The organism is Paenibacillus sp. EPM92, assembly GCF_016586185.1.
Lineage (GTDB): Bacteria > Bacillota > Bacilli > Paenibacillales > NBRC-103111 > Paenibacillus_G > Paenibacillus_G validus.
This window is the reverse complement of record NZ_BCPS01000040.1, coordinates 1-24,512: the sequence shown is the minus strand read 5'-3', so window position 1 is coordinate 24,512 and position 24,512 is coordinate 1. Positions and strand designations below refer to the sequence as shown.

General features: G+C 50.9%; 26 protein-coding genes and 5 tRNA genes. 7 read left to right on the top strand and 24 right to left on the bottom strand.

Going from position 1 to position 24,512, the window contains the following annotated elements; all coding sequences use genetic code 11:
* Positions 1–88 precede the first annotated feature (88 nt).
* Positions 89–1,234: a GGDEF domain-containing protein gene (locus tag JMF85_RS07345; RefSeq protein ID WP_054799562.1), complete on the top strand. Its 1,146-nt coding sequence runs from the start codon at positions 89–91 to the stop codon at positions 1,232–1,234.
* Positions 1,235–1,440: 206 nt separating this feature from the next.
* Here the strand turns inward: JMF85_RS07345 and purU are convergent, their stop codons facing one another.
* A complete protein-coding gene (purU, locus tag JMF85_RS07340) occupies positions 1,441–2,334 on the bottom strand; it encodes a formyltetrahydrofolate deformylase (RefSeq protein ID WP_201317990.1) in 894 nt (297 codons plus the stop codon).
* A gap of 60 nt (positions 2,335–2,394) precedes the next feature.
* Complete coding sequence (locus tag JMF85_RS07335) at positions 2,395–3,522, bottom strand: deoxyribonuclease IV (RefSeq protein ID WP_127610120.1); 1,128 nt, start codon at positions 3,520–3,522, stop codon at positions 2,395–2,397.
* Between the two features lie 143 nt (positions 3,523–3,665).
* Between JMF85_RS07335 and JMF85_RS07330 the strand changes: the two genes are divergently transcribed.
* Positions 3,666–4,115, top strand: a complete 450-nt coding sequence (locus JMF85_RS07330) for a DUF2621 domain-containing protein (protein ID WP_127610122.1) — start codon at positions 3,666–3,668, stop codon at positions 4,113–4,115.
* A 60-nt stretch (positions 4,116–4,175) separates the two neighbouring features.
* On the opposite strand, the gene JMF85_RS07325 is transcribed toward JMF85_RS07330, so the two are convergent.
* The 11 genes from JMF85_RS07325 to JMF85_RS07275 form a co-directional block, all read right to left on the bottom strand.
* Positions 4,176–5,564 (bottom strand): S-layer homology domain-containing protein, encoded by a 1,389-nt coding sequence (locus tag JMF85_RS07325; RefSeq protein ID WP_236595763.1) that lies wholly within the window; start codon positions 5,562–5,564, stop codon positions 4,176–4,178.
* 99 nt (positions 5,565–5,663) lie between these two features.
* A complete protein-coding gene (locus tag JMF85_RS07320; RefSeq protein ID WP_054796870.1) occupies positions 5,664–6,410 on the bottom strand; it encodes a glycerophosphodiester phosphodiesterase in 747 nt (248 codons plus the stop codon).
* 212 nt (positions 6,411–6,622) lie between these two features.
* Positions 6,623–6,802 (bottom strand): putative motility protein, encoded by a 180-nt coding sequence (locus JMF85_RS07315; RefSeq protein WP_054799559.1) that lies wholly within the window; start codon positions 6,800–6,802, stop codon positions 6,623–6,625.
* Positions 6,803–7,185: 383 nt separating this feature from the next.
* A tRNA-Leu gene (locus JMF85_RS07310) sits at positions 7,186–7,267 on the bottom strand.
* 112 nt (positions 7,268–7,379) lie between these two features.
* Positions 7,380–7,799 (bottom strand): pyridoxamine 5'-phosphate oxidase family protein, encoded by a 420-nt coding sequence (locus tag JMF85_RS07305; protein WP_054796868.1) that lies wholly within the window; start codon positions 7,797–7,799, stop codon positions 7,380–7,382.
* 135 nt (positions 7,800–7,934) lie between these two features.
* A tRNA-Leu gene (locus JMF85_RS07300) sits at positions 7,935–8,017 on the bottom strand.
* An 8-nt stretch (positions 8,018–8,025) separates the two neighbouring features.
* A tRNA-Glu gene (locus tag JMF85_RS07295) sits at positions 8,026–8,097 on the bottom strand.
* Between the two features lie 156 nt (positions 8,098–8,253).
* The gene (galE, locus tag JMF85_RS07290; protein ID WP_201317989.1) at positions 8,254–9,267 is read right to left on the bottom strand and encodes a UDP-glucose 4-epimerase GalE; all 1,014 of its coding nucleotides are present in this window, start codon (positions 9,265–9,267) and stop codon (positions 8,254–8,256) included.
* A gap of 266 nt (positions 9,268–9,533) precedes the next feature.
* Positions 9,534–9,621 (bottom strand) — tRNA-Ser (locus JMF85_RS07285).
* An 8-nt stretch (positions 9,622–9,629) separates the two neighbouring features.
* A tRNA-Asn gene (locus tag JMF85_RS07280) sits at positions 9,630–9,705 on the bottom strand.
* An 18-nt stretch (positions 9,706–9,723) separates the two neighbouring features.
* Complete coding sequence (locus tag JMF85_RS07275; protein ID WP_054796867.1) at positions 9,724–10,200, bottom strand: SprT family protein; 477 nt, start codon at positions 10,198–10,200, stop codon at positions 9,724–9,726.
* Positions 10,201–10,345: 145 nt separating this feature from the next.
* On the opposite strand from JMF85_RS07275, the gene JMF85_RS07270 reads away from it, so the two are divergent.
* Together JMF85_RS07270 and cmpA are read left to right on the top strand one after the other, a co-directional pair.
* On the top strand, positions 10,346–10,708 hold the full coding sequence (locus tag JMF85_RS07270; protein WP_054799558.1) for a hypothetical protein: 363 nt from the start codon (positions 10,346–10,348) through the stop codon (positions 10,706–10,708).
* Positions 10,709–10,785: 77 nt separating this feature from the next.
* A complete protein-coding gene (gene cmpA, locus JMF85_RS07265; protein ID WP_127609707.1) occupies positions 10,786–10,929 on the top strand; it encodes a cortex morphogenetic protein CmpA in 144 nt (47 codons plus the stop codon).
* A 100-nt stretch (positions 10,930–11,029) separates the two neighbouring features.
* Here cmpA and JMF85_RS07260 read toward each other — a convergent pair whose 3' ends face one another.
* The 4 genes from JMF85_RS07260 to alr form a co-directional block, all read right to left on the bottom strand.
* The gene (locus tag JMF85_RS07260) at positions 11,030–13,258 is read right to left on the bottom strand and encodes a Tex family protein (protein ID WP_201317988.1); all 2,229 of its coding nucleotides are present in this window, start codon (positions 13,256–13,258) and stop codon (positions 11,030–11,032) included.
* Positions 13,259–13,324: 66 nt separating this feature from the next.
* Positions 13,325–13,675: a type II toxin-antitoxin system PemK/MazF family toxin gene (locus tag JMF85_RS07255; protein WP_010494553.1), complete on the bottom strand. Its 351-nt coding sequence runs from the start codon at positions 13,673–13,675 to the stop codon at positions 13,325–13,327.
* 3 nt (positions 13,676–13,678) lie between these two features.
* On the bottom strand, positions 13,679–13,960 hold the full coding sequence (locus tag JMF85_RS07250; RefSeq protein ID WP_054796896.1) for a CopG family ribbon-helix-helix protein: 282 nt from the start codon (positions 13,958–13,960) through the stop codon (positions 13,679–13,681).
* A gap of 320 nt (positions 13,961–14,280) precedes the next feature.
* Positions 14,281–15,477 (bottom strand): alanine racemase, encoded by a 1,197-nt coding sequence (gene alr / locus JMF85_RS07245; RefSeq protein ID WP_054799557.1) that lies wholly within the window; start codon positions 15,475–15,477, stop codon positions 14,281–14,283.
* A 192-nt stretch (positions 15,478–15,669) separates the two neighbouring features.
* Here alr and JMF85_RS07240 point away from each other — a divergent pair, with 192 nt between their 5' ends.
* Complete coding sequence (locus JMF85_RS07240) at positions 15,670–16,047, top strand: hypothetical protein (protein WP_201317987.1); 378 nt, start codon at positions 15,670–15,672, stop codon at positions 16,045–16,047.
* Positions 16,048–16,137: 90 nt separating this feature from the next.
* Here the strand turns inward: JMF85_RS07240 and JMF85_RS07235 are convergent, their stop codons facing one another.
* From JMF85_RS07235 to rfbB, 7 genes are all read right to left on the bottom strand, one after another.
* Positions 16,138–17,340, bottom strand: coding sequence for an outer membrane lipoprotein-sorting protein (locus JMF85_RS07235; RefSeq protein ID WP_155615803.1), 1,203 nt, complete (start codon positions 17,338–17,340; stop codon positions 16,138–16,140).
* Positions 17,341–17,471: 131 nt separating this feature from the next.
* Positions 17,472–18,077, bottom strand: coding sequence for an adenylyl-sulfate kinase (cysC, locus tag JMF85_RS07230; RefSeq protein ID WP_201317986.1), 606 nt, complete (start codon positions 18,075–18,077; stop codon positions 17,472–17,474).
* Between the two features lie 95 nt (positions 18,078–18,172).
* Positions 18,173–19,579 carry an undecaprenyl-phosphate glucose phosphotransferase gene (locus JMF85_RS07225; protein ID WP_155615801.1) on the bottom strand — a complete coding sequence of 469 codons (1,407 nt, stop codon included), beginning with the start codon at positions 19,577–19,579 and terminating at the stop codon, positions 18,173–18,175.
* 6 nt (positions 19,580–19,585) lie between these two features.
* Positions 19,586–20,452, bottom strand: a complete 867-nt coding sequence (locus tag JMF85_RS07220) for a glycosyltransferase family 2 protein (RefSeq protein WP_201317985.1) — start codon at positions 20,450–20,452, stop codon at positions 19,586–19,588.
* A 162-nt stretch (positions 20,453–20,614) separates the two neighbouring features.
* Positions 20,615–21,562, bottom strand: coding sequence for a glycosyltransferase family 2 protein (locus JMF85_RS07215; RefSeq protein WP_201317984.1), 948 nt, complete (start codon positions 21,560–21,562; stop codon positions 20,615–20,617).
* A complete protein-coding gene (gene rfbD / locus JMF85_RS07210) occupies positions 21,559–22,410 on the bottom strand; it encodes a dTDP-4-dehydrorhamnose reductase (protein WP_201317983.1) in 852 nt (283 codons plus the stop codon). Before rfbD ends, JMF85_RS07215 begins: the two co-directional genes overlap by 4 nt.
* A 3-nt stretch (positions 22,411–22,413) precedes the next feature.
* Positions 22,414–23,430, bottom strand: a complete 1,017-nt coding sequence (gene rfbB, locus JMF85_RS07205) for a dTDP-glucose 4,6-dehydratase (RefSeq protein ID WP_201317982.1) — start codon at positions 23,428–23,430, stop codon at positions 22,414–22,416.
* Between the two features lie 236 nt (positions 23,431–23,666).
* On the opposite strand from rfbB, the gene JMF85_RS07200 reads away from it, so the two are divergent.
* Both JMF85_RS07200 and JMF85_RS07195 read left to right on the top strand, forming a co-directional pair.
* Positions 23,667–24,197 (top strand): Druantia anti-phage system protein DruA, encoded by a 531-nt coding sequence (locus JMF85_RS07200; protein ID WP_201317981.1) that lies wholly within the window; start codon positions 23,667–23,669, stop codon positions 24,195–24,197.
* A gap of 11 nt (positions 24,198–24,208) precedes the next feature.
* Positions 24,209–24,445: a hypothetical protein gene (locus JMF85_RS07195; RefSeq protein WP_201317980.1), complete on the top strand. Its 237-nt coding sequence runs from the start codon at positions 24,209–24,211 to the stop codon at positions 24,443–24,445.
* The last annotated feature ends 67 nt before the right edge of the window (positions 24,446–24,512 follow it).

The window sequence follows — 24,512 nt, the reverse complement described above, 5'->3', positions numbered from 1 at the left end:
TTATTGTCGAAATAGAGAATTAGGACTAGCCGCTTTTTTCAACCTTGGAAATGGGTCCGCTGTACTACGTTTGCATGGGAGTCGATCTATGAATCATATATTGTTGGAACTGGCCAATACGCGTCATACGTATCGAAAGATGCTCAATCTGTATTGGATCACCATCCTTCTGACCGTGATCCTGGAATTTTCCATTCAGCGCATCCAGCACGACATGAGCCCCCGGGAAATCATTGCACCGCTCGCCCTGCATGCCCTTTTACTCACAATCGCCACGGGGATCGTTGAATGGCTGTACCGCTACCGGCACGCTCAGAGCGATTGGCTGCTGGTTTCAACCGGAATTTTGTACGCCTCGTCCATCATTCTCATGAATCCGTCGATCGGAATCGTACCCGCCATCTTTATCTTTCCGATTTTAACATCCGTTCTATCCTTTAATAAACAAACCATCTTAATCGCGTTCGCTCTCGTGCTGCTCTCATTCGGCGTCTTGTACGGGGTCAGCACTCCGCTGCGCCTCACGATGCAGCCGGTGCATATGATTGGAATCCTGTTCTTATACACGGGAACGACCGTTATCGCGCTATCCATCACGAGCAGCGGCATCGAACTGCTGGACAACCTCAAGCACGCCACGGAAGCGAAGCAGGAACTGCTGGTCAAGAACATTATTATGGACACGCTTTCCAAAATCGATGCGCTTACGGAGCTGTACAACCACAAGACGTTTCATGAATATCTGGAAAAATTGATCGAGCAGAACGAGCTTAACGATCTTTCGCTGCAGCTCGCGATTTTGGACATCGATAATTTCAAGAGAATTAACGACACCTACGGCCATTGGGTCGGAGACATCATTCTGATACGCGTTGCAAGCATTATTAAAGAAACGGTTACGCCGAACGACTTCGTCGCCCGTTACGGGGGGGAAGAATTCGCCGTGATCTTCACCGAGAAAACGCTCGATGAAGCTTACCGCCTCGTCGAGCAAATCCGGCATAAGCTATACGTTACGCTGCACCCCGAGCTCGATTCCAAAGCTGCGACCATCAGCATCGGGCTGCAGGAATACATGAAGGGCAAAGGGAAAGAAGCGCTGTTCAAGGGCGCCGACGCCTCCTTATACGCGGCCAAACGGACAGGTAAAAACAAAACCTTCGTACACTCCACCCCGTACCCCGCCTTAAACACGACCGACCTGTCGGCGGAGAAAATCCGCAGCTCGAACTAAGAGAAGCCGTAGCAACCGCAGTCCGATCAGCACAGGTTCCTACGGCTTTATTCGGCCGCTCGCACCCGTAAGCCCGTGTCCTGCAGCTTCTTTTTTTGCATACTATACGGCCCCGGCTTTCGGGATGCCTCAAAACGCGAACATGACGGCATGCAAAAAGGTTCCGTTCCCCCGCAGGAAAACAGAACCTTTTGCATGCCGTCATTTTAATTAAATACGACCGTTTTATTATGATGTACGATAATGCGGTCTTCCACGTGCCAATTTACAGCTTTCGCGAGCACGGCACGCTCGATGTGACGCCCGATCCGCTTCAAGTCGTCCACGTTATCGCGATGGCTGACGCGTTGAACGTCCTGCTCAATGATCGGTCCGCCGTCCAGCTCTTCCGTGACGTAATGCGCGGTCGCCCCGATGATCTTCACGCCGCGGTTGTGCGCCTGCGCGTAAGGCTTGCCGCCGACGAACGCCGGCAGGAAGGAATGGTGAATGTTAATGATCTTATTCGGAAAGTACTCGATGAATTTTGGCGAAATGATCTGCATGTACCGCGCGAGAATGATCGCATCGACCTGCCCCGTCACCAGGTCCAGCTGGCGACGCTCCGCTTCCGCCTTCGTATCCGCCGTCACCGGGATATGGTAATACGGAATACCCAGCGGCTCGACCAGCTCGCGCATATCGTTATGATTGCTGATTACCATCGCAATGTCCGCATCCAAATCGCCGGACTGCCAATGCCACAGCAGCTCCAGCAAGCAGTGGTCTTCCTTGGAGACGAAAATGGCGAGCCGCTTCTTCCGTTTCGCCCGGGTAATACTCCAAGACATTTGAAATTCCTCCGCCACTTTGGCGAAGTCCGCCTTCAATTGGGCGCGGCGCTGGTCCAAATTGTCGAGATCGAATTCAATGCGGATAAAGAACAACCCGCCCTCAGCCGGATCCATCGTGTATTGATCGGACTGAATAATGTTGGCGCCGTATTCAAATAAGAATCGCGATACCGCCGCCACGATGCCGGGACGGTCCGGGCAGGACACCAGCATGCGGGCGCGGTTTACTTCGGCGCTCTTGGTTTTGGGATTCAATTTGGGAACCATGAAACTCTCTTCTCCTTTTACTGTTGAGCCTTCAAAAATGATCTATATAAGCGATCCGTCTTAGACGGAAGCCAATAAGTGTTCGCCGGCAAACCACGCCGTCAGACGGTGGTTTACTTGCTCCTCCGACAAGTCCGGGAACAAGTTGTCCGCGGCGATTAAATCGTACAGACGCTCCATCGGCTCGCGGCCGTCCGCCTTTTTCGCTTTCGCGTCCGTTTTCAGCAACTCCCACGTCTGCAGCACGAATTGGCGGGAGTCGAGGTCCTGCTTTTTGAAGAAATGGTCCAGCTTCTCCACATCCGACAAGAAGCCATCCCCAAAGCGCTGCTGCACGGTGCCGCTGAGCAAGGCAATCTCCGCCTCATACATCGGACGCTGCGAGCTGTCCTCCTTGCCGATCCACGGCGTCTCCAGAATGAACGGCAGGTGGTTCAGCTTCTCGTGATGGACGATGTTGTACATCGCCTTGAAGCCGATCCAGCCCGCGCCAACCGGGGCATGACGGTCCTTGCCCGCGCCGCGCGGGTTTTTGCTGTCGTTCAAATGGATGACGGCCAGCTTGTCCAGTCCGACCACGCGGTCAAACTCCTCCAGCACCCCATCCAGATCGCTCACAATGTCGTATCCCGCGTCGTTCACGTGACACGTGTCCAGGCAAACGGTCAGCCGGTCGTTGCGCTCCACCTTCTCCATAATGGCGGCCAGCTCCTCGAAGCTGCGTCCGATCTCGGTGCCTTTGCCGGCCATCGTTTCCAGCGCGATGTTCACGCCCGTATCCTTGATGCCCGCCAGCACCTCGTTCAAGCCCTCCGCGATCCGCGCGATACCGTACTCGGCATCCTTGTCCGTGTAGGCTCCCGGATGCAGCACAATCTGCTTCACCCCAAGATAATCCGTGCGGCGGATTTCCTCCTGCAGGAAGCGGACGGCCAGCTCGAACGTGTCTTCTTTATAAGAGCCAAGGTTGATGATGTACGGAGCGTGCACGATAATTTCACCGATGCCGTGCTCTTCCATAAGCGCTTTGCCTTCTTCGATATATTGATCCTCGATGGGCTTGCGCCGCGTGTTCTGCGGCGCCCCGGTATAGATCATGAACGTGCCCGAGCCGTAGCTCGCGGCTTCTTTGGCCGCGCCCCGCAGCCCTTTATCTGAAAACGATACGTGCGATCCGATTTTAACCATGTTCGCGATCCACTCCCTTTCTTAGCTTTTATCTATTTTACTAGGATTGCCGCAAGAAATCTAGGAAAGGGAGGCTTCTTCCGGGATTTTCATTTTCCTGACAGGCAAGTTGCGGTATAATGTGGAGTGAGGTGACGATATTCATGTTATACGCGATGAGCAGCTCCCCGAATCAGGGGTTTATGTGGTTTATATTTTTTTGGGTGTTCGTGTTGATTTTCTCGATGTCGGTAGGCGGATATTTCATGTTCCGCAAATTTTTCAAGGTGCTGCCGATGGCCGACGGCAAGTCCAAGCTCGATTGGCAGAACCATTACGTGGAAGCGTCCCGCCACCTGTGGACCGACGAATCCAAAGCATTCCTCGATGTGCTCGTTGAGCCCGTCCCGGCGCCGTTCCGCGATATCGCCAAGCATTCCATCGCCGCGAAGATCGGCGAAGTCGCACTGAACGAGAAGGCGACAGCCGTCACGCGCGAGCACTGCATCAAGGGATACATTCTGGCGACGCCGCGGCGCGATTACAAGAGCTTGATCTCCTTCTTGGAGAAGAAGCAAATCGATTACACCGCCCATAAACATCTGCTGCAATAAAAAGATTCAAGGCTTCCTTTCCCATTTGCGGGACAGGAAGCCTTTTTACTAGGCGGCCGTTTATTTTTTCTTCTTGCTCTCCGGTTCTTTGTCCGACAGCTGAACCGATAACGTCGCAGTGTAATCGCCGTACTTCTTCAAGCTCGTGTCGCGGAGCTGCGAACGGATGCCGACGAGCTGCGCGCTGCCGACCGTCAGCGTGAGAGGCAGCTCTTCCTTCCTCACGAAACCGATCCGTCCGTCCACGATCACGTACAAATCGACGGCTTCTTTGGACTTCAAATCGACGGTCAAATATTTGGTGCCTCCGGGCTGAACCGCTGTCTCGATTTCCCCGTTCAATGCAATATTTTTCACGATAACGCCCTTATCGTCAAAATAATCGGTCACTCGCACGTTCGACCGGTCCGTCCATTCCTGCGAGCCCGGCGGTCGATCCGTCGACGGGAAGGCCGCACCCGGATTCGGGTTGTAGTTGAATGAGCCTCCCGGCGTATTCGCAGGCGGGGAGCCGGGAGCTGCCGCTCCTCCGCTGTTATCGGGCCCAGTTACACTAAGATCGACCGTCGAGTAAAGGGATAGCCATTGGTTATTTTTTAAATAATGATAAATCCGGTCCAGAATAACGACCGCTTCCGCACGGCTCACCGCTTCCTTCGGCCGGAAATATCCGTCATCGTTCGGCGTCATGATGCCGTTAGACTTTAACCCGGCCAGCGCCTTCGCCTGCACATTGGATAACGGATCATCGCCGAGCGTGCAGTCGCTGGAGCCTTTGCCCATGAACAGCGTCTTGTACACGCTGTTCTCTTCCGCATACATCCAGCCGTTGGCATCATACCTGCCGTCGTTTTTGGCGAATGCATACGCCTCCGGGTCCGTATATAAGGTTGCCGGAATATCTTTAAAGTCCAGCACAACGGCACACACGTCATTGTCGCTCATCCGGTCGTTCATCAGCTTCCCGCCGAAGAACGCGTATAACATCTGCGCCAGCTGCAGCCGCGACATCGGCATGTCCGGCATGAAGGCCAGCTGACCGTCACGGTTTACTCCGTAACCGCCGATCTGGAACGAAGCGTCGTACACGTCGGAGATGGGCTTGGACGCCCAATGCAGGGAAGTCACGTCCGCGAAGAAGCCGACCTTCTTCAGCCCTGTCGCCGTCGCATTCGGCCGGTATTTATCGAAGAGACGGTATACCATGGTCGTCCATTCCGCTTTGCTTACCGCTTTCTCCGGGCGGAATCGGCCGTCGGGGTATCCGGTCAATATTTGTTTGTTCGACATCAACGTGATCGAGCTCGTCGCCCATCCGTAACTCGCGCCGACATCGGAGTAACGGCTCTCGGCGTGGAGCGAGCGCATCGGAAACAGCATGAACAACAGAGCGAAGGACAGCAGACAAGCCAGTCCGCGGGTCCGGATGTTGCGTGTTTTGTTCATCATCAACGTTACCTCCCGTCTCTTAACGTATATCGGTCAGACGGGCAAGAATTGTTACCTCTTCAAGGAATATCGTCATTAGAACGGGGGCATGCCCCGAGTTTAACCCAGCATCGCCTTCAGCCGCGCCGGAAAATCCGTAATGATCCCCGAACAGCCGGCTTGCACCGCTTGCCGCAAATGCTCGGGCTCGTTAATCGTGAACGGATATACCCGAAGCCCGTGACGCTGCGCCTCCGCCACATCCTCCGGCCCGATGGCTTGATATTGCGGGTGAAGGGAATAGACGTCCATTCCGGCCGTTTCAGCAAGCACAGAGTGACGCACCAGATCCGCTACATACAGCAGCCCGACGCGAATCGCCGGCTCACGCTGCTTCAGCCGGTACAGCACCTTATGGGAAAAGGACGAGACCACCGTCGTCTCCAGCCGGCCGAACCCGGCTAGAAGCTCCGCCAGCCGCCCGGACAGCTTATCGCTGTACCCGCATTTCACCTCAACATTGATCATCACATTCGCGGGCAGGGCCGCAAACACTTCGGACAGCAGCGGAATCCGCTCTCCGCGGAATCTCTCGTCATACCAGCGCCCGGCGTCCAGCCGCTTTATTTGTTCGACGGTCATTTGATCGATTCGCCCTTGCCCGTCGGTCGTACGGTTCACGGTGTGATCATGACAGACGACCAGCTCGCCGTCCGCCGTAAGATGCACGTCGAGTTCGACCGCGTCCGCCCCTTGCCTTACGGCAAGCTCGAACGAGGCGAGCGTATTCTCCGGCGCTTCCCCCGCGGCCCCGCGGTGTCCGATGATGAGCGGACGCAATGTTTGTTCGTTGCAGTTTTCAACCATGGCTCAGGCCTCCCTAGGATCTTCTCGTTATCCTTCAGATGTCATTATCCGACGACAATGGACCGATTGCAATCGGTCTGCCGCGGTCCGCAGGTTAAGATGTTGTAAAGGCCCGTCCGCCGAACGAAAAAACCTGCCGGGCGGCTTCGCTCTATGGAGCCAAGCCGCCCGCACAGGTTTCCCTCATGAGCGTATTTCGATATGTACGTTGATCAAGCTCGAATATCTAGGCTTTTGCCCAAATACGGATGCTGCGCCGCGGCAAAATCTTGCAGCAGCGTTGCGGTTTGTGCCGTCTGCATGTCTTTCAATTTGCCGAGCAGGGCGATGCCTACCGCTTGCTTCAAAGCGTCACGGCCAGCCGCTGCGTTCAGTGCTGCGTTGACTTGCATCGGATCACGGTCCTTCTTCAGCATTTGTTGGAACAAGTGTATGATACCGAAAGTATACCGTACGGCGGAACGCCGCGTAAAGCCAATAAACTTCCGGCAGCGGCCGCTGCGGAAGTTCCCGGTTGTTGCTGTTTGGTCGATCGCTTCGACACAAAACGTCGCTTACAGGTCCTTATTTGTCTTTCTTAGCATGCGAACCATCGCATTGACCTTGGGCGTTTTGCGTGTTTCCACAGGCACATTGAGCCATTGTTTGTCACCTCCTCTTGGTTACTTGTCCTACGCTTATTATTATAGATACTTTACTTACGAAGTACAAGTAAAGTATCTATAATAAAAAAGAGCCCTCGCTCGTAACAGCGAAGGCTCTTGTAAAGCTGGTATGCGGTTGAGAGGACTCGAACCTCCACGGGCGAAGCCCACTACCCCCTCAAGATAGCGTGTCTGCCATTCCACCACAACCGCGAATATAGATCCCATTATACTTCTTTCGCACAGAAGAGTAAAGTGGGAGCGGTTGGCTTCGGGCAAGCAGCGGCGCTCCTGTAAAATCGTTGCCGCTGCCGCTTGGTTGCGGTTATTTTTGCCATACTCGAGGCTCGGCATTCGCGCTGTTGTATTCGATACGTTCCGGCTTGATTTCCAGTATGACATAGTCCGGATCATGAGGGCCTTGAAACCATGCTTTAAACGACTCATTCCAGAGCCGCTCCCGCAATGCGTTATCCTTGCATATCTCGGCCCTTGCCTGAATTTGGAGGATGTCCGAAGAACGTTTGCCGTCATACCCGACCAGAACGTGAACATTCGGGTTGTTTTGAAGCTCGTCCACTTTATCGGTTTTGCTGTTCGTCGCCAAGTAAAGCGTAAGCCCCTCATGGAATAACGCCATATAGCGTACCATCGGCTTGTTTCCGTCTACCGTTCCGAACGAGCAGATTCGATTCGCCGCCAGCACGCCCGCTATTTGATCTTCCAGCAGCTCGGTTTGCTGCATCGTTAACCTCTCCTCTCGGCTTCCCAAATTAAGCTTGCGGTTATCTTCCCCCAAATGGCAGCGTCTATAACAAAAAAGCAAGTCTGACTTCCAGCTCTGGAAATCGGACTTGCTTTCATCGATTTGATGCTTCAATGCGGTTGAGAGGACTCGAACCTCCACGAGCGTACGCCCACTACCCCCTCAAGATAGCGTGTCTGCCATTCCACCACAACCGCGCATAGTATGACCCGTAGGGGATTCGAACCCCTGTTACCTCCGTGAAAGGGAGGTGTCTTAACCCCTTGACCAACGGGCCATGCTTAAAAGCGACAAGTGTTATTATAGCGAATAGGTTTAGGGTTGGCAATACCTTTTTTTCAAAAAAATCGCTGCCTCGGTTCATCTGTTTGGCGAACTGCAAAACCTGCCAGGCATAAGCGCGGTATGCCGGCAGGTCTTTTCCATCATGCGCTTATTTTCCGTATCCGTCGGGGTTTTGCTGCTGCCAGCGCCAGGCATCCTCGCACATTTGCGCCAATCCCCGTTCCGCCGACCAGCCCAGCTTCTCCCGGGCTTTGACAGGATTGGCGTAACATACCGCCACATCGCCGGGCCTGCGGTCTACGATACGGTAAGGAATTGTTCTCCCCGCAGCCTGTTCCATGGCCCGCACCATCTCAAGCACGCTGTACCCATTGCCGGTACCGAGGTTGTATGCTTCAACGCCCGTACTGGAGAGAACGCTCTCCACCGCCTTCACATGACCAAGCGCCAAATCGACCACGTGGATGTAGTCGCGCACGCCGGTTCCGTCCGGAGTCGGGTAATCGCTGCCGAATACTTGCAGTTCTTTCAGCTTGCCTACTGCCACTTGCGTCACGTAAGGCATCAGATTATTGGGGATCCCGTTCGGGTCCTCTCCGATGCGTCCGCTGGCGTGAGCCCCGATCGGATTAAAATAACGAAGCAGCGCAATGCTCCACTCAGGGTCGGAGATGTATATGTCGCGAAGGATGTCCTCGATCATCAGCTTCGTCCGACCGTACGGATTCGTAGCTCCCAAAGGCATCTCCTCGTCGATCGGAACCCGCTCCGGCATGCCGTATACCGTCGCCGATGAGCTGAAGACTATTTTCTTCACGCCGTGCTTCTGCATCACTTCAGCCAACAGCAGCGTGCCGGTAATGTTGTTGTGATAATATTTCAGAGGAAGACGCACCGACTCCCCCACGGCCTTCAGCCCGGCAAAATGAATGACCGCCTCGATCCGATTGTCCTGAAAAATCGCCTCAAGCCGGTCTCGGTCCAATAGGTCGGCCTGCACCTGTTTGAAGTCTTTCCCCGTAATTTCTCTCACGCGCTTCAGCGACTCCGGCTTACTGTTATCGAAGTTATCGACGACGATAATGTCATATCCGTTGTTCAATAGTTCCACACACGTATGAGTCCCGATATATCCCGCACCGCCCGTTACCAGTACCGCCACTTGCTCACCCTCCGACATCTAACGTATGGTTTACGACTCTAGCGTACACGACATGCCTGCGTTCTTGCAAGACTTGGGCTTCGATATCGTGAACGGGCGAGCTCATCCTCATCGCCGCCAATGGTCAGGCGGACAAGCGATGAACTTGCCGCTGTGCAGCGGGCGAGGTTCCGTGCATCGGCGCCCTTCTCTCAGGGTTCGAATTCCTCCGGCCTCTCCAAACGCAAAAACAACCGCCTTATTAGGCGGTTGTTTTTGCAATCTTACGGAGAGAGAGGGATTCGAACCCTCGCACCACTTACGCAGTCTAACCCCTTAGCAGAGGGTCCCCTTGAGCCACTTGGGTATCTCTCCAAGAATAATGGCTCCCCGAACAGGACTCGAACCTGTGACAACTCGATTAACAGTCGAGTGCTCTACCAACTGAGCTATCAGGGAACGACAATTGTTAATTTATCATGAATGTTTGCTCAAGTCAAGCGCCAGCAGCTTCAATTTTCCCTTACAGTGACCGCACACAAACCGCCGCGGATCGGTCTTCCGCTTGCGCAAATATTCGGCCCTGCAATCGACGCAAACAAGCTTATATCGATAAGGCTCCTTCCGCTGTAAGGCAGACGGCAGCGATTGGCAATACCGCGTCCCGCCTACAAGCGTGAGCAGCTGTTTAAATTCGTCGTCGCGGTGCTGATACCCGGACCCGAGCAAATGCAAGTGATAATGGCACAGCTCGTGCTTAATGATTTTCTCCACATCCTGCATGCCGAATTGCTCATACTGGTGCCAACTGATCTCGATATCGTGGCTGCGTGTGAAGTACCTCCCGCCGGTCGCCCTCAACCTGCGGTTAAACCTCGCCTTATGCTCAAAAGGACGTCCAAACGACGACAGCGAAATTTGTTCGACCCACTGCTGCAGCTGCCGGTCATCCATTTCCCATGTTCCCACCCCTACGTTCTTCTCTATACATATGCATTCACTTGAATTGTAACCGCAGGTTAGGCTAAACTGTCAAGTAGGAATCTTCATAAATTTGCCCGACACGCGATTCGCTATACGATAGGAGAGATTAAACTTCATGTCCAATAAAAAATACGCCCTGCTGCAAAGAAACGAACAGCTGGAATTCGTGGAAATGCCTTCCACTCATATGTACCAGCTCGCAGCGCTGAACCAACGCTTACATAAAGAGCTAGACAAATTAACGGTATCCGGCATTCCCGCGCTTCCGTACTTTATCGCAGAGTTTGAAGGGCTAGAAATTGTACGTCCCGGCTACGAGCTGCAGCACGGCCTGGATTACATCAATCGGCTTGAGCAAACGTTCGCCGCTCTGCAGCAGCAAGAGAAACAATACCCGCTCGTATCCCTCCTCACGGAAATTCGCGCCCTCCAGGCTCAGCTGGAGCAATGGTACGAAGAGGAAGAAGAACTCGCCTAATCATGAGGACCTGCACCCCATAGCCCTCTCGCCCATATGTTAGTCGTATAGCAGTTAGAGGGAAGGGGCTGATGGGCTTGCCACAATGGCTTTGCAACCAACTGATGCGTGCGTTTTACAACAAAAACCGGCGGCAAATTCGATTGCTTAACGACTGCTGGTATTTTTACCGCACCCGTAAATCCGAATCCGATTCGTCCGCATCCAACTTTCAACCTTAACATCAACAAACACGCCAACCGTCAAATAGAGCATATGCCAGACTTAAGGGAACCTGCCTCCATTTTCCCTTGTTCCGGCCTATGCTCTATTTTATGCCACTTAAGGCTTTTTCATCGTAAGCCCGACGCGGCCTTTTTTCATATCGATATTCAGCACCCAGACGGTGACGACGTCGCCAACCGAGACGACATCCATCGGATGCTTCACGTACGAGTTGCTCATCTGGGAGATGTGTACCAGCCCGTCGTTCTTGATCCCGATATCCACGAATGCGCCGAAGTCAATGACATTGCGCACGGTACCCTTCAGCTCCATGCCCGGCGTCAAATCCTCGAGCTGCAGCACGTCGGTGCGGAAAATCGGCGCCTCCAGCTCCTCCCGGGGATCGCGACCCGGACGCAGCAGCGAGTCCAAAATATCCCGCAGCGTCGGAACCCCGACACCCAGCTTCGTTGCCAGCTCCTCCGGCTCCAGCCGCTGCAGCATCGACTTCAGCTCCTCGCTGCCCAGCTTCGCCAGCTCCAGCTTCAGCTCCTTGAAAAGCCGGTCCACCACCGCGTACGACTCCGGATGAATCGGCGTATTATCGAGCGGGTTAGCCCCGTCCGGAATACGCAGGAAGCCGACGCACTGCTCGAACGCCTTGGCGCCGAGGCGAGGGACTTTTTGCAACTGCTGCCGGTTCTCGAATTTCCCGTTCTCATCGCGGTACTTCACGATGTTCTTCGCCAGCGTACTGTTAATCCCCGAGACGTACGACAGCAGCGAAGGCGACGCCGTGTTGACGTCGACGCCGACATGGTTCACCGCCGACTCGACGACGAACGTCAAGCTTTCCTCCAGACGCTTCTGCGACACGTCATGCTGGTACTGCCCGACGCCGATCGCTTTCGGCTCGATCTTCACAAGCTCCGCGAGCGGATCCTGTACCCGGCGGGCGATCGATATGGCGCTCCGTTCAGCCACGTCCAGATCGGGAAACTCCGACTGGGCCAGCTTGGAAGCCGAGTACACGCTTGCCCCCGCCTCGTTCACGATCAAGTAGGCCAGCTTGCGCTGCTTGATCTCTCCGATCAACCCGGCGACGAACTGCTCCGTTTCCCGCGAAGCCGTCCCGTTGCCGATGACGATCAGCTCTACGCCGTACGAGTCGATCAATCGTTTGAAGACCGCCTTCGCTTCGGCGACTTTATTATTCGGAGGCGTCGGGTACGTGACCGCGATCTCAAGCATTTTGCCGGTATCGTCGACGACAGCCAGCTTACAGCCCGTCCGGAACGCCGGGTCCACGCCAAGCACGACCTTCCCCTTCACCGGAGGCTGCAGCAGAAGGTTCCGCAAGTTTTCCGCGAACACCTCGATCGCTTTCTCCTCAGCCTTCTCGGTCATCTCACCCCGCACCTCGCGCTCAATGGAGGGAGCCAGCAGCCGCTTATAAGCATCCTCGACCACCGCCGCAAGCGTATCGCGTACAATGGAGGGTCCCTTCAACAGCTGTTTGCCAATGTAGTCGTGAATACGTTCTACCGGCACCTCCAGCGTTACTTTCAGCACGTCCTCCCGCTCCCCGCGATTAATCGCCAGAATGCGATGCGGTGGCAGCTTGCGGACCGGCTCCTGGTAGCTGTAATACATCTCGTACACCGACTCCAGCTCGGCATTCTTCGCCTCCGAGCGCAGGATGCCCTGATCAAACGTATACTTGCGCACCCATGCGCGAATTTTGGCGTCGTCGGCCACTTGCTCCGCTATAATGTCCATCGCGCCCTGAACGGCTTCCTCGGCCGTCTGAACGCCTTTGTCCGAATTTATGTATTTCGATGCTTCCGTCAGCATATCGCCCTGCCTAGGCTGCGACACGATCCACTGGGCGAGCGGCTCCAGCCCTTTTTCCTTGGCGACGCTGGCGCGGGTTTTACGCTTTTGCCGGTAAGGGCGGTACAGATCCTCGACCTCCTGAAGCTTCACAGCTTGTTCGATTGCCGAACGCAGCTCGCCCGTCAGCTTCCCTTGCTCGTCAATAAGCCGGATAACCTCCAGCTTCCGATTCTCCAAGTTGCGGAGATACGTCAGCCTCTCTTCAATGTCCCGCAGCTGATTCTCATCGAGCTCCCCCGTCATTTCCTTCCGGTACCGCGCGATAAAAGGAATCGTGTTCCCCTCGTCAAGCAGACCGACCGTCGTTTTGACGCGTCCGCTTCCGATCTGGAGCTCCGCCGCAATCTGCTTCAGGATGCGTTCCTGAATCGCAGCCTTCATCTCCGCTGTCAATTCGAAGGCTTGACGCTCCTCCTGCTGTTCCGTTTGAATCGTTTGCTCTTTGGCCATCCGTACGACTCCTCCCGACATACGAAAAAACGAGGGCCCCTGTACGCCCCCGCTTCATACGCTGTTTTAAAACTCGATTAGTCCGACGCTAATCTGCAAAGCTTCATCGACCTTGCGCATGGTTTCTTCATCCAAGTGCGTAATTTTGTCCGTTAGACGCTGTTTATCAATCGTCCTGATTTGTTCCAGCAGAATGACCGAGTCCCTGTCAAAACCGTGCGCTTCCGCGTCAATCTCCACGTGCGTCGGCAGCTTGGCCTTCTGAATCTGCGCCGTAATCGCCGCCACGATCACCGTGGGACTGAAGCGATTGCCGATATCATTCTGAATAATCAGAACAGGCCGAATGCCCCCCTGCTCCGAACCAACAACCGGGGAAAGATCCGCGAAAAAAACATCGCCACGTTTGACAATCACTCGCTACACCCCGCTAACCAGACGGTCAAGCGTATGATCCGCTTCTTCCTCCGCCTGAAATGCTTCCGAGGCCATGTTAAGGTTAATTTTCGCCATTTCCATGTACCCACGCTGCATCGACTCGCGCAAGTGTCTTTTCTTGCGTTCGACAAGGTAAAGTTTCATGGCCTGACGGATAAATTCGCTGCGGTTGGAGTTCTCCTTCTCGACCAGATGGTCGACTTCCTCCAGTAAATAATCCGGCAGACTGATCATGATGCGCTTCGTGTTATGAGCATTGGCCACCTGTTCATGCACCCCCAAGAGACATACCAAAAGCTTATTTCCATTATGGCAATCTTCCAGAAAAAATATACAAGACCAATATATGCGCCAAGTATATCAATTATGCTATACCCCCGATAATCACATGAGTATGTGCTATACATATTCGCGGAAAAACAAGAAAATCCTCTCAATGGCATGCAAAAAATAGAGTGGAAATTGTCACCAGTACCTATTTCTAGCGTTCATGCTGCGAATTTTGCCGTTCCCTGTCGGCCAAGCCCATGAACGAGCGCTAGTGCCGATAGGGATGATGCGGCATTTGCAGCCCATCCGCCCGCTTAGGCTTCCCGTTCCCACATATGCCTGAGCAGCGGATTCACCGACCTTACGACCCGCCCGTCCTTCACATACACCCGCGGGACGCGGTGGGAGATCATACAGACGATTTCGTAGTTAATTGTACCGAGCCAGCTTGCGTGCTCCTCTGCCGTGATCCTCTCGCTGCCTTGAGCTCCTAGGATTACAACCTCTTCTTCCATCGAAATATCGGCAATACCCGTCGCGTTTACCATGCACTGATCCATACAAATCCGGCCCACGACCGGCACCCGGCGTCCCCGTATGAGCACCTCGGCCTTCCCGGTCAGCATCCGCGAGTACCCGTCCGCATACCCGATCGGCAGCGTCGCGATCGTCTCCTCGCCGCTCGTCCGGTAGATCGCCCCGTAGCTGACGCCCTCGCCGGCAGGCACCTGCTTCACCATCGCTACGCCTGTCTTGATGCTCAGCACCGGCTGGAGAGCGACCTGCTGTTTATTCACTTCCTCGGACGGATACAAGCCGTACATGCCGATGCCTAAGCGCACCATATTGAACGTATATTCCGGCAAATCAATCGCCGCGGCGCTGTTGCCCGCATGTACAAGCGGAAATTCGAACCCTTGACCGCGGAAATGTTCCACGACCCGCGCAAACTTCGCGTACTGTCCAAACGTATGGCTTTTGTCCGTTTCGTCAGCGCAAGCGTAATGCGTGAACAAACCTTCGACCTCGATCCCCGCCGTCCGTCTCGCCCGTTCAATAAAACGGATCGCCTCGTCCTCCGGACCAATCCCGAGACGATTCATACCGGAATCCAGTTTAACATGTATCTTCAGCGGCCTGGCGGCGGATTCAGCGGGCTGCAGCCGCTCCCAGGCGTCCAATATTTCATCCGTATATACATTTAGCGTAATATCGTGCTCCCAGGCCGTCACAAGCCCTTCCGGAGGCGTATAGCCCAGCACCAGCATCGGTGCCGTAATGCCCGCTCTTCGCAGCTCCAACCCTTCATCGAGAAAAGCGACGGCGATGTACTCCACGCCATCCTGCAGCGCCTCGCGGCACACCTCAACCGCCCCGTGCCCATAAGCGTCCGCTTTCACGACCGCCATCATCCGCACATGTGCAGGCAGCACCGCCCGGAACGCCTCCAGGTTGTGACGCAGCGCATCTAAACTTATTTCTACGCGTGTAGGTCTATAAAAAGAATCCACATATTCCACCTTCTTCTGCCTCTTTGACCCTACCTATGTTAATCCGACTACTCCCGGCTGTCAACAAACAGAACCCTGACAACTGACTGAGATGGAACCGACTCCTTGCTTAATGAGCTAACAAATAGGACCTTCGTGTTTACTGCTGTATCACAAATACGGTATAATGATTACATTAGCAAACAACAGGGGATGAACACATCGAGCGAACAAGTGCTGCACTTGATCCTTGATGAAATGCGGGAGATTAAGTCGGATGTGAAGCAGGTGCGGTCCGAGCTTGCAGATGTCCGTTCGGAAGTTACAGAGGTTCGTACCGAGGTTACAGGGATTCGTTCCGAGCTTGCAGAAGAGCTTCTGCCACACACTCCCGAGCGAAACAAGGTTTGCTTAACTGGAACGATGCGTGTATGTAAGCCTTATTGGGGAGACTCTTTCTTTAAACCGTATTCTTTCAGGTCTTCTTCTTACTTTATGATGATGGCAAAATCTCCATACCATGATTTGGAACAGGAAAAGAAGCCTCCCCTGGCTCCGATTATGCAGCCTAGAAAGACTTCCTGTGTGTAGTTTTTATTGGGATTTGTAATATTTATCTGCTTGCTCCTCCACCACTAATTCCCTGCTTGCAGCCTTCACCTTGCAAGTATTCCGAAATTTTTACTTACCCATTTCTCCTTGTACCGCTTGAGCCACCTTAATCATCTCCGTCACAGGCAGGTCGCCCGTGGACAAACGGAACTCCACACCGTCATACGTCCAAGTCAACGTCTTCTTATCGTCACCCGTCACTACGCCCAGCGTAAAGCCCAGATCCAGAATATCCCCCGGCAAAATAGACACCGTTTTCTCCTGAGGACGCGACTCGATCAACGAGTAGTTGTACTTACCTGAGTAGCGCAGCATGACCGCTTTCTCTTCGCCAAGCTTCAGTTCGGTTGTATCCTGCTTCTTTACACCGCTCGGGATGTAATTCGGCTCGATGATCCCGAACGATTGCTGCTTGTTGGTATTGCCGACAGCAGCCGATTTATCCGTCGTTTTACCATTCGCACTGCCCGCTTGACCGCTGTTTGCCTTACTGTCGGACCCTTGAGCTCCGTTTGCTGCTTTATCACCGGTTGCTTGCCCGTTAGCAGCCTTATCCGTACCTTGCGTATCGGCTGCTCCAGCTTTATCTCCTTCATGGTCATGACCCAGCGTCGGCAGCGTCTTCATATCCCAGCCCGTCATGTTGCGCTGCATATCAAATTGGTCCTTCTCGAACTTCGTGCCGAATTCAAACTTCTCGAATTTAACAACAACCATGACATTATTGTTCGTGTCGGACACTTCCACATGCTGCGGTGCATAGTTTTTCTTATCCAGCCACACCTTCTGGCGGGCTAGCGATCCGTTCTGGTAGTTCGCGGCTACGTCGAACACATACGATTTATCGTCCGTCGTAAATTGACGCTCGTTATCCATCAGAATGCTTTGCACGAGCGACTGGTACAAGTATACCTGTCCTTGATTCTCCGGCCAATCGCTCTGGAAACGGAAGCTTTTGTTCAAATGCGGCGTCAGCACGAACACCCCGTCATCGTTGCGCAGCACGATCTGGGTGATGTCCTTCTTCGCATTCGTCAGCGCGATCCGGTAGTACGACTCCGCCATATAGCAAACTTCGACCGAATACTCCTGCGGCTCCGTCCCCGTATTCAGCGTCATCGTGCCTTCGGCATGATAGCTATCCAGCTTGTTGACGATGCTGTCCAATTCCCTTACAACCGAGCCTGCATCCTTCTTCCCAAGTAATCCGCATCCCGAAAGCACCAAGCTCAAGCACAACGTCAGAGCTACCGCCCATTTAAATCGCCGCATTGCTCTCATCCCTCCACCACATTGTCATTGTCCAACTTGATAACATGTCTATGTGGGGACTTGGACGATTATGCGGACAAAGTTGGGGGAGGAAATAAAAACTCCTATAACCGGCCGGTTATAGGAGCTGCCTATCCTATTAGTTTTCTATTTTGCAAAAACTCAACGATCTTATCTACTGATTCTTGGATACTAAGCTTATCTGTCTCAATCACTAATTCTGGGTTAGCCGGCACTTCATAGGGCGACGAAATACCCGTAAAATCTTTGATCTCACCATTCCGGGCTTTCTTATACAACCCCTTAGGATCTCTTTTCTCACACTCTTCCAGGGAGCAAGAAACATGAATTTCGATAAATTCATCCTGATTAAATAACTTACGTACCATATCCCGATCTTCTTGGAATGGAGAAATGAATGCCGTAATTGTGAACAGACCCGCATCCACAAAAAGCTTTGCAACTTCACCGATCCGGCGAATGTTTTCTTTCCGGTCTTCCACGCTAAATCCCAAGTTTTTATTTAGACCGTGTCGTATGTTATCGCCGTCTAGCACATAAGAACGAATATTTCTTGCAAATAGCTCTCGTTCAAGTGATACAGCTAGCGAGGACTTCCCTGAGCCAGAAAGTCCAGTGAGCCACAATACACAGCTGCCATGCTGGTTCAACTGATGGCGATCTGCTTTTCCAATTACAGCTTGATGCCAAGTTATATTACGTGAATCTGAAGTCATGATATTCCACAACCTATCTTTGATTGATTCTTGTAGGTATCATACTATACAAATGACGCCTACAACAAGCAAAATCCCCATATTCAGGGATTTTCCTAGTATGCATTCTTATTTATAAAGCCGTTTACAATCGTCTTCCAAATAATCCTGATATCGAAAATAAAGCTCCAATTCTCGATATAAAAGATATCATGCTTAATTCGATCTTCGATGGACGTATCCCCGCGAAAACCACTAGCCTGAGCCCAACCTGTGATCCCAGGACGAATATGATGCTTCACCATATACTTCGGAATCTCTTCCTTGAACTGTTCGACGAAATAAGGTCTTTCCGGCCGTGGCCCCACGACGCTCATATGACCAAATAGAACATTAAAGAACTGCGGCAATTCGTCTAGACTTGTTTTGCGCAGGAACGAACCAAATTTTGTTTTCCTGGGGTCATTTTCCGTTGTCCACTTCGTGTCGGAATCGGACTCCTTCTGAACCTTCATCGAGCGGAATTTGTACATCATGAACGTGCGTCGATTTAATCCTACGCGCTCTTGTTTAAAAATAACCGGACCAGGTGAGGTCAGCTTAATTCCAATTGCAATACAGATCAATAGAGGAAGAGTAAGAATAATGGCGATTAGCGAGAAAATAATATCGAAAGCGCGTTTGAAAAACCGATTGCGGAATTCATCTAGCGGAATATCCCGCACATTAATGAGTGGAATCCCTGCAAAATTATCAAAATAAGGCTTAGACGGCAGGTAATCATAATAGTCTGGGATAATTAATGTCTTCAATCCAGCTTTCTCACAAATATTGATGATCTTCCCATACTTATGATGGGCTGCAAGCGGCAGTGCTATGATTACTTCATCAATGATTAAGCTCTCTAGAATTCTCTCCAGTTCATCAATCTGACCTAAAATCGGTTTATAGGATTCGAACCCCACTTCATGTGTTGTCTGGTGATCATCTAAGAATCCAACCACCTCATATCCCAGTTCAGGATGCTGCAGCAGGTTTTGATAGAACCGTTTGCCTAATGTCCCCGCTCCTAGAATCAATACGAACTGCTTGTTGTAACCTCTTTCTCGGAGTTGCCTCAGTACATGCTTCAAGATGTACCGGTAAAAACTAATCATGATTATATTGTTCACAAGGAAAAGAAGTAAGTAGGATCGAGAGATATGAACTTCCTTGAAGATAAACAAAAAGCTAAGTAAGATCAGTAAGCTCACCGTATATACCTGAATAACGGTAAAAAGCTCGTAAGAGAATTTCTTACGACGTTTCGGTGTGTAAAAGTTAACGAAATAACTCAGGAAGATCGCAATACCACCATAAATCAGGCTCCATAGAGCATAATCCGCAATAGGTAAGGTATTCTCGTATGGGATCCAACCACTCCGAAATTTAAGCCACCAAGAGAACAAGAATACAAGCTGAATGAAGATGAAGTCTGTTATAGCATACACTTGCGTTAAAAAGCCTTGGCTTTGTCGAATCAAGTATCATCACCTCACCGATCCAAAGCGATTTAATATAATGGATATTGCTAATTTAAGGCCGACCCCAGCATACACCAGAAGATTAACCACCCAGGAGTACTTCTTCTCATAATGTTTCTTATGAAATAAGATCATGGCACGATGGAATTCGTATATAATTTTGAAGGGCCTCCGTCGGCTGCTAGCGCCTTTATAATGAACGATCTCCGTGTAAGGATAATAATGAATCCCCCAGCCCGCTTCCTTTATTCTATAACACCAGTCAATATCTTCGCCATACATAAAAAAATCCTCGTCAAGCATTCCAACCTGATCGATTACTTCCCGACGAACCATCATGAAGGCACCCACAAGACAATCTACCGGGTAGTCCTGATCCGGGTCCAAATAAGACAGTTGATATTGATTAAATCTGGGCACTCTAGGAAACAGCTTGGCGAAACCGAATGCATAGTAAAATGACGCCGAGGGCGTGGGAAAGCCACGTCGGCATGCCTTGTCCAACGATCCATCAGGTAATACCACCTTACAGCCTGCGGCGCCAACTGTTGGTCGCTGGTCCATGAACTGCAGCATGACATCTAATGTATCCGAATTCACGATCGTATCGGAGTTAAGCAGCAGTACATATCTTCCCCGTGCAATCTTCATAGCCTGATTGTTACCTTTGGAAAAACCCACATTGACTTGATTCCGAATAAGCTCTATTTCAGGGTAATGCCTCTCGAAGGCTTCTATAGATCCATCTGTAGAATGATTGTCCACCAAGATGATTTCGTAAAGATATTCCGTAACCGAATTACGAATCGATTCGAGACAATTCAAGGTCAGCTGCTTTGTATTGTAATTCAATACAATAATGCTTAGGTCCATGGTATCTCCCATACAATGTTTGATATTGATTATATCATCAATGCGTCAACGATGAAAACGCACGGACATTTTCCTAATAAATGTAATACGCCAAAATAAGCCATTCCCCATCATACCGAATGGCTTATTTGCGCTGAGGCAGATAAATCCGAGATCATTATATTAACCGAACCATCGGTAAATATTGGAGTTATTCTCCTTTTGGTTTAACTTAATCCATCTTCTTTTAGCCAGAACGGCAGGAAGCTTTCTCCAAAAATCGATCCAAGCCGGCAGTAGCATCGGTTCCTTGACAAGAGCATAGCCGAGGCTGAGAATCTCATACGGCACTATGGAAAACAAGTGACGAAATACATAAGAGATTCGGTCGTTTTTCAACATCATTTTATATCGGTTAATGTAAGAAAGTCGTCGAACGAAAACAGGCTGCTGCTTCCGATTTCCTGATTTCCATCCGCGCTCGTGGATAGCTATGGCCTTCGATTCGTAGTAAGCTTTCCATCCCAGAAGCTGTGCGCGCCAAGCTACATCTACATCTTCTTTATAGGCAAAAAAGTCTGCATCGAAAAACTCGCCCTCAATGCTGATATCTTCAACCATCTCGCGCTTGTAAAGCGCGGCAGCGCCGGAAACGCCGAAAACCTCGGAAGACTCGTTCCAATCCGAAGCAGGTTCCTCTGCTCCGCGATCGAAAGCCCTTCTGGCACAATTCATGATGAGACCCGTACTGTCTACGGTCCCTTGATCCTGTGAACGAAGAAGTTTTCCAGTAGCGCTGCCCACCACAGGAAAACGTTCCATTACGCCAACAAGATAAGCGACATATTCTTCGTGGAGTTGGATATCCGGATTCAGCACGAGATAGTAATGGCTTGAAGATGTATGTATAGCCAGATTATGAGCCGGAGCAAAACCAGTATTGGAATGGTTAAGTATCGTTTCGACCTTACCCTGAAACTTTTCCAGTATAGCTCTGGTCCCGTCCGAAGAAGCATTATCTACTACGATAATTTGAGCAATCGGATAGGTCTGCCTTAAGACAGCTTCCAGACATTCTTCGATATAAGCTTCACTGTTGTAAGTGACGATGTGAACGCTCACTGTCTTCATTTATTTTCTTCACTCAGTTCTCTTAAGAAATCTCGAAGAGCCTCTCTCCAATGGGGTAAATCTTGAAAGCCGTTTGCCCTGATAGACAAATGGTCCATCACCGAATATTTCGGCCGCGGGGCAGGTCTAAGAAATTCCTCCGTAGAACATGGCTCCACTTTGACGCTAATGCCACTTTCTTCAAAGATAGCACAGGCAAATTCATACCAAGAACATATTCCTTTATTGGAGGCATGATAAATTCCATATCGATCTGTAACAATCAATTCGGATAAAAACCTGGCCAAATCCACTGTGTAAGTAGGCGAACCGATCTGATCGGCAACAACTTTTAATGTACCCTGCTCTTTCGCAAGCTTGAGCATCGTTTTAACAAAGTTGGAGCCTTCCCGTCCATATACCCACGATGTTCTAACGATAAAATATTTGGAGGATAAGGTTTGGGTCACATGTTCGCCGGCTCTTTTCGTTTTCCCGTAAACGCTCTGCGGATTTGTATGGTCGTATTCTTTATACGGCGTAGATGCTGTACCATCGAATACATAATCGGTACTAAGATAACAAAATTTGGCACCAACTTCTTCCGCGGCCACAGCTAAATTTCGTGTCCCAAAGACATTGACTTTATATGCCGTATCCTCATCAGTTTCAGCTAAGTCTACAGCGGTATAAGCCGCGCAATGTACGATCACATCCGGTTGTATTTCCAGGATCCGCGATTTGCATTGATCTTCAAAGGTGACATCTAACTCTCTGCGACCTAAAGCATATACCTCATGTTGATCCTTTAATTGAATATCCAGATCCTTGCCTAATTGCCCGTTCGCACCCGTTATTAATATTCTCACTTTTTATTCACCCATCCGAGAACCGTATTGCTTCGCATAATATTGCTGATACTCCCCGGACTGAATTTTTTTCCACCACTCTTGGTTGTCGATATACCAATGAATCGTTTCTTTAATGCCTGATGCGAAGTTATACTTCGGTACCCAACCCAATTCGGTGCGAATTTTGGCAGCATCAATGCCGTATCTTCGGTCATGGCCAGGCCGGTCTTGAACGTATCGAATCAGCGACTCTGGCTTACCTAATTCTTTAAGCACTGTTTTTACAATATGAATGTTCGTATGTTCGTTATTGCCGCCAATATTATAGATTTCCCCATTCACGCCTCTATGGAGTACAAGATCAATCGCACTGCAATGATCCTCAACATACAACCAATCGCGAATATTCAAGCCATCCCCGTATACGGGTAAAGGTTTATCGTTTAGTGCATTTGCTATCATCAGTGGAATGAGTTTCTCCGGAAATTGATACGGTCCGTAATTATTAGAGCAGCGAGTAATATTCACCGGCAGTCCAAAAGTCTCGTGATACGCGCGAACAAGCAAATCGCCTCCGGCTTTACTTGCGGAATATGGGCTGTTTGGTGATAACGGAGTCGTTTCCGTGAAAAGACCGGTTTCTCCTAAAGAACCATAAACCTCATCCGTTGACACCTGAACGAATTTCGAAACTTTATGGATTTTTGCAGCATCCAAAAGAACCTGTGTCCCCATCACGTTCGTTTTAACAAAAACATCAGGTTCCAAAATACTGCGATCCACATGAGACTCCGCTGCAAAATTAACAACAAGGTCAATGCCTTGCCGGAACAAACCATACATGGCTTCGCGATCTGCAATATCGGCTCTAACAAACTGGTAGTTCGGATTGTTTTGTATGCTTCTCAAATTGTCCAAATTCCCGGAATAAGTCAACGCATCGACATTGATGATCTGATACTCTGGATATTTATTGAGCATGTATAACATGAAGTTGGTTCCGATGAAACCCGCACCGCCAGTTACGAGTAGCTTCACGTCATCCCCACCTAATCGAAATTAACACTACAACGTAGTTTAAAAAATGATGAACAAGGAAAACAAAATATGGTAAGTTGAAGGTCGGATTCGGTCGTAAGGTTACTTCATAGACAGGATGGACACGTATGGACATTGGAATAAACCAGCATCCACTGGTTGGCAATTTGAAAGAGTTTCAACCCCTTTCTTATGTTTTGGTGAATGGTACCGAGAATGAGGAGATATAGAACCATATGGTTCGTACGTGGCATTATCTTGGCTATGAAAGTATGATCGGCCCCAGGCTCAAGTATCAGGTGCTTTACCTTGACATGCCCATCGCTGCAATCAGCTTTAATCGCGCTTCCTTACGCGTCGGCGTAAGGGATCAGTGGCTGGGCTGGGATGACGATGGCAAGCACAAGCTGCTTTCCCATGTAGTCAACAACAACCGTTTTCTCATTTTGCCATGGGTTCGCATTAAGAACCTGGCTTCTCATGTATTGTCCCAATCCCTTCGTCTACTCCAAAACGACTGGCCTAGACTTCACGGTGTTACGCCTTACGCAGTGGAAATGTTCGTAGACTTCACTCGTTATCCCGGAACCTGCTATAAAGCCGCTAACTGGCGGTACGTAAGCGAGACCCGCGGCTTTGGCAAGGTAGGCAAACGCTTTGTGTATCATGGAAATCGAAAGGGTGTCTTCCTTTACCTGTTGGGTCGGAAGCTGCCGAAATTCATTGCCCAACTCCCACGGCGACCGGATCCCATTTGGATCGCGTGAGGTCATGGGACATGATGTTGAGCAGACCGGATTGGAGTCCGGAATTATTTGCCGAGGTCGGATTGAACGAACAATCCGTCACCGCTTTGGGTTCGCTTCTTGGCAGCTACCTGAGTAGCTACGCTTCTTGTTTTTCTCGCAGCGACCAGCAGTATAATTGCGAAACTTACATCAAAGGGCTGCTAAGCGACTTGGACCGCAAAAGTGTAATGCTCCCCATTGTCAAGACACGATTTTTTGAGGAATAAGTTATGTCCTCCAATCTCGTAATCTATTAAATTAGGATGCGATTTTTTCGACATTTTGGGCATAACA